Annotated in this window: 5 protein-coding genes; 4 read left to right on the forward strand and 1 reads right to left on the reverse strand. The window is 43.5% G+C overall.

Features of this window, described 5'->3' with window-relative positions; all coding sequences use genetic code 11:
* The coding region (locus JGK11_RS32260; protein ID WP_293214438.1) for a HEPN domain-containing protein at nt 1-468 on the forward strand (468 nt) is incomplete at its 5' end.
* Between the two features lie 56 nt (nt 469-524).
* Here JGK11_RS32260 and JGK11_RS32265 read toward each other — a convergent pair.
* A complete protein-coding gene (locus JGK11_RS32265; protein ID WP_293205402.1) occupies nt 525-1,616 on the reverse strand; it encodes a hypothetical protein in 1,092 nt (363 codons plus the stop codon).
* Nucleotides 1,617-1,831: 215 nt separating this feature from the next.
* Between JGK11_RS32265 and JGK11_RS32270 the strand changes: the two genes are divergently transcribed.
* The 3 genes from JGK11_RS32270 to JGK11_RS32280 all read left to right on the forward strand — a co-directional run bounded on the left by JGK11_RS32270 (nt 1,832) and on the right by JGK11_RS32280 (nt 4,680).
* Nucleotides 1,832-2,080 carry a hypothetical protein gene (locus tag JGK11_RS32270; protein ID WP_293205405.1) on the forward strand — a complete coding sequence of 83 codons (249 nt, stop codon included), beginning with the start codon at nt 1,832-1,834 and terminating at the stop codon, nt 2,078-2,080.
* 453 nt (nt 2,081-2,533) lie between these two features.
* Entirely contained in the window at nt 2,534-3,589 is a 1,056-nt protein-coding gene (locus JGK11_RS32275) for a ParM/StbA family protein (RefSeq protein ID WP_293214440.1), read from the forward strand.
* A gap of 554 nt (nt 3,590-4,143) precedes the next feature.
* On the forward strand, nt 4,144-4,680 hold the full coding sequence (locus tag JGK11_RS32280) for a hypothetical protein (protein ID WP_293205410.1): 537 nt from the start codon (nt 4,144-4,146) through the stop codon (nt 4,678-4,680).
* Nucleotides 4,681-5,311 lie beyond the last annotated feature (631 nt).

Genomic DNA, 5,311 nt, shown 5'->3' on the forward strand with positions numbered 1-5,311 from the left:
GTGGATAGGTTTTTATTTTTCACCCTCATTCTCTCCTTAACGGTGGCTCTAGTTCTTCTTGGGCCACCGTTCTCATCTTTAGTTAGTCTAAACTACAGTGATAAAGCCGATAGAACTTTGCAGGCTGCACGAGTTTTATGTGACCAAGGCTTTTTTGAATCGGCCGCTTCCCGCGCTTATTATGTGATGTTTTACATAGTCACTGCATTTTTAGAGTCAGAGAAATTATCTTATTCTCGCCACTCCGCTGTCATCGCCGGTTTCGGTCAAAAATTTGCTCGTTCGGGGCGGGTTCCGGTACAGTTCCATCGCTACCTAATAGATGCCCAAAAAACTCGATTAGAAGCTGATTATAACGCTGATATACAAATCTCGCAAACAGACGCAGTGCAAACAATAGATCGGGCAGAAGAAATGCTCAACTTTGCTTTGGCAAATATTGATTCTATTCCTCCATCCTCTCCTTGATTCAGGAGATAGCCTGCTTTCCACTCCTGCACCCCCCAACTATAGTTGTGAGGCACTCAATCAAGTTTGTGTCTGTTCTCAATCTGTTCTAAATACTGCAATTCGGTGGGTGTAAGAGCAGTTGTTCTTTCTAACAAGTTCAGAATTTCTACTTCAAATGGATCTAAATTTCCTAATTTGTGAAGTCTGTCAGTGCGATCGCAAATTTCTTGAAGCCCCGGTTGATTGTCTAGCGGCACAACAGTGAGAGCCGAGTGTTTGAAGGTGTATAACTGCATGGTAATGGTAGGGATGTGTCGCAGCCACACGGCAGCCGTTTTCTCCCCTACGGACTGAATGCGGCCTAACCTGCCGTTAACATCTTCGCGATCTGGCGCGTACACCTCTACTAGGGAGCCAATTTTGAGCGTCAGGTGGTGAGCGATGGCAGGTTGCTTTTCAGGTTTCACTTTCGGGCACCGCCCCTGTAAAGTTTTGGCAACTTGAGCCGGACGACTGCGAGCATCCGAAGCCAAAGCAAGGACTTCCTTCTTTGTCAACCCCGCAGAACGAGTCAGTATTTTCCACTTCACATCTTCTCCTCCAAGAGAACTGAGGACATCTACAGCTTGAGTAAATTTGGCATCCCGGTAAATTGTCCTGGGAGAAGTTTTGAACTGTTCTCCCAGTTCTCGCGCTGTTTCATCTGTCAAACTGTCATTTTGACAGTTTGCCTCTCGCTTGCCCCCGCGAGATTGCTTGGTCAGTTCGTACCAAGTGCCACGCAGGTAACTAACAGATTCGGATGTCAGGCTGCGCCGCCCCAGTTGATTGGCGATCGTCCAGACCTTGACTGCGTTCCGGCTATCAAAAGATATCTCTACAATTTGGTAGGGGATGCCGTGCGCGGTACAAATATCATATCGGTTGTGGCCGTCGAGGAGAAGCTTTTCCTCCGCCCAAACTACTAATGGGTCGCGACATCCCTCGGACAGAAGGCTGGCTTGCAGGGCGGCTTTTTCGCCCTTACTCAGAGGAGGGATGAGAGATTGGAATTCAGGGTCTATCCGTAGTGGTTTCGCAACGGAGGAGGTGCACCCTCCAACACCCCCTGGTAAAACAATTAATGCTTGTCGTTCCCGATCGTGATCGTCTGCTCCTGATTGCATTTTACGCATTCCTGGCTCGCTTGTTGAGTGCAATTCGCACCCGCACTGACTCCTCTACTCCCCTTGTGGCGAAGCGCGGGCAGAATTTTCCTGTACTCCGCTTGTGGCGAAGCGCGGGCAGAATTTTCCTTGAATAATTCAACGATAACATAGTGAACGTCGAGAATCATCAATAAAATGCGAAAATAATTAAAAAAGGAAATGTGATCGACGCCATGCCACCCAGGAAAGGAATTCACCCCCATCCGAACTCATTAGCCAACCTCAACCGATCTGGTGGGCAATCTCGCTATGAAGAGCCCAAGAAGCAAAGAAATATTCAGGTAACGTCGGTAGGGTGGGAGGGAATTCGCGCGATCGCAATTGAACGGGGATTGAGCCTCAACGAATTGATCGAACAGATTGGCCGGGGTTTGATTCCCCTTGCTGAAACCAAGGAAAACCATTCAAAGTTGAAATACTGATGCTACATTAACGACGATCGGCAAACAGAGTTTACTTTCCCCGAATTCACGATTGTAGGCATATCTGTCGCAGAGTCGCGTGTAAGCTACCAGAAAATTATTGACCTCGTTAATTATTCGCACTTTAGCTAATCGCTGCTGCGAGAATCTGCGACAAGCAATGCGTAATTCCAAGAAAACCACGGCGCAACCGTGGTTTTGAGTTTGAGGTCAATACTGACTGTAAAAATATTAACAATCTTTCAGACAAATATTAACGATTGTGCAAATATTAACTCAATTTTTTCACACTTTCTGAAAAAATAGATATGTCTTTTGGTCGATCGCTAAAACAGTCCCCCTTGGGTTAAAAAGGTAAAAAGCAATTAATTATTTGAGCTTTTAACGGTCGCCAAATAATTAACTGCGATACCAATCATTCATGTTTGATACGAATCATTCATGTGTAAAAATATGGCATTATCCGCAAAAAAATTAGTAGCTAGTATAGACTTCGGAGGCTGTGGGGTGAAGTCAGTAATGAGCTCGTTCAAGAGTGCCAAATTGACTTCAAGCTATATGGAACCCTATGCAGTATCAGTGCCACATTCCAGCGCTGCCGAGTTGCAGGTATCCCTGAAGCTATCCGACCCCGAAAACTGCTGCTGGGTTGGCTGGAACGGTCAGTACGTGGCACTGGGATACTTGGCCGGAACGCACTTTTTGGGAAAGGAACGATTGGCAGAAGCAAAGGTTGCTACGGCAGTTTACAAAGTTTTGGGGATGCTGTGGGTGGCTTCTGAGAGGTTGCAGTTGGGTTCTCAGTTTGATGCTTCTCTGTCACTGCTGCTTCCAGCTAACGAAATGCACTCGAAATTAGCGCTAGCCGAAAGGATAAAAGAAGTAGCTAAGAACTTTGTGGCACCGACAGGAGAAATTCAAGTAAACGTTAGTACAGTACGCTGTTTGCCAGAAGGTGCGGGGATATTTTACTTGCTAGCAGCTCGTATGCCAAATGAGTTGAGAAAGTCGGACATTGCAATAGCGATGTTGGGGTATCGAAACGCATCAATATTGGTATCAAGGCGGGGAACTTTAGAATTAATTTCTACTTCAAATTTGGGATTTCACGCACTGATTAGAGAGGTTTCTAAGCGAACCAATAACACGTATCCCGAAGAACTGGTTTCAGTGGTAGCTGCTGGGGGATGGGCCGGTAACAAGCTGAGTTTTGAACTGTCAGCAGCGGTTAAGGAAGCGCAACCGCTTTACTTCGGGGTGCTGGAAAATTGGCTGAAAAATTCGATACCCAAAAGCTGTAAGCAACTCGTATTTTGTGGCGGAACAGCCGATTATTTAAAGTTGAAATTAGAGGAGACTTTTGTCACAAATTTTAAGCTGATTTGGCACGCAGGCGAAAGTTTGCCTCATTCTTTAGATGGTTTTGAGTTGGGTAACAGGCTGCTGGATGCTTACGGTGTTTACTTAGCAGAAACCGCTGTCGCAGGAGAGTTATCAGTTAACCGTTAAATTATTGACAGTCTAGGAGGCATTGAGATGTTAATTATGTCATTCACGTTTGGTTTCCTTTCACTGCGTTATGTAAGTAAACTCCGAATCTCAAATCCTAGTGGGACTTAGACAAAAACCGAGGTAAAAATGGCTTCAAACTTAGATGGAGAAACACTTTTCGCTTAATTAGATATAAATCTTGTATTGAAAAGGGTTTCAGCCGTTTTGAGGTTAAGTAACCACAAAAAATTAATTACATAAAGACTCCTTACTAGGTAAAGGTTTTAGTCAAAATATTGTGTAATTAATTCTGTTTAACTACTTATCGACCGTTTTGAGGTCATCGACTTTTTGGATTTATATTGTTTCCGGTTGTATCGGAATGATTTAACTTTCTAGGACACAGAGAACGCAGAGGAGAACCCAGAGAGATGAATAATTTTTATGAATTGCAGATTTGATACCCAGAATGGTTTTCAGCCACTTCAAAGGCTAGAAAATGTCTAAATCTCACTAGCAAAAGTGTCGAGAGTGCGTAAGTCCTAATTGATTTATAGCAAGGAGCAAAAACCGTGGATAACATTGAGAAAAATCAGGAAATAGAGCAAAGATTAACCCGTAGTTCAACTACAGTATACACTCAAATAACCGTGAAACTGAGAGGTTTAGAAGGCACATCCGACCGTGAGATTTTGGAGTTATTCTCTGGCGTTGACGAAAAGGAGATTGCAGAAATTTATGTTTGGCCGGCATTGAGATTAATGTGGAAACTGCGTGCCAAGGAAGTTGCAGGTTGTCGGGATGATAGAAAATTAAAAGAGTGTGCTGAGTGGATGCGGCGAGAACTCAGGGAGGTGGACAGTCTTGCTAGTTCGTATTTAGAAGAAGCACCCCTCACCTCAATTAGTGCGGGCGATTATAAACAATTAGTTTTGTCGTGTTTTGAGGTTTTAAAAAGAATGTCTGGTTCCGGTAGTTCTGTTGCGACGGCAGATATTTCAGTAGGGCAAAGATATGCAGAAGAGTCTTTATCAGAGAATCAGATGTCGGAAGAAGAAGCTCGGATTATGGCGTTGAAGTCGCTCCAAAATCTGAGCGATAGCTTTTAAAAGGTTGAAGTTAACAGCGATTTGAGCAAGCAGTTTCTTACATTCAATCAAGAAGTCGTTCCCAAACCTGAGCGATAGCTTTAAAAAGGTTGAAAGTTAACAGCGATTTCAGCAATCAGTTTCTTGCATTCAATCAAAAAGTCGCTCCAAAATCTGAGCGATAGCTTTTAAAAGGTTGGAGTTAACAGCGATTTCAGCAATCAGTTTCTTGCATTCAATCAAGAAGTCGTTCCCAAACCTGAGCGATAGCTTTAAAAAGGTTGAAAGTTAACAGCGATTTCAGCAATCAGTTTCTTGCATTCAATCAAGAAGTCGCTCCAAAATCTGAGCGGTAGCTTTTAAAACGTTCGAGTTAACAGCGATTTTAGCAATAAATTTCTTACATTCAATCGAGAAGTGGCTCCAAAATCTGAGCGATAACTTTAAAAAGGTTGAAAGTTAACAGCGAAGCAACCAGTTTCTGATATTAAATTAAAAAGATGGCTAGAAAGAAACAAGAATTAGGAGATGCTATGGACGCAGAGAATGGAACCCAGGGGGAACGCATCTTATTGAACACTCTTCGCTAGTGGTGAGTATATTTTGAGATAAATTCACCATTCTTAGAAGCTATAGATACGCTTTGTAATGA

This window comes from Microcoleus sp. PH2017_34_RAT_O_A (genome assembly GCF_020737885.1).
In the GTDB taxonomy this organism is placed as follows: Bacteria; Cyanobacteriota; Cyanobacteriia; order Cyanobacteriales; family Microcoleaceae; genus Microcoleus.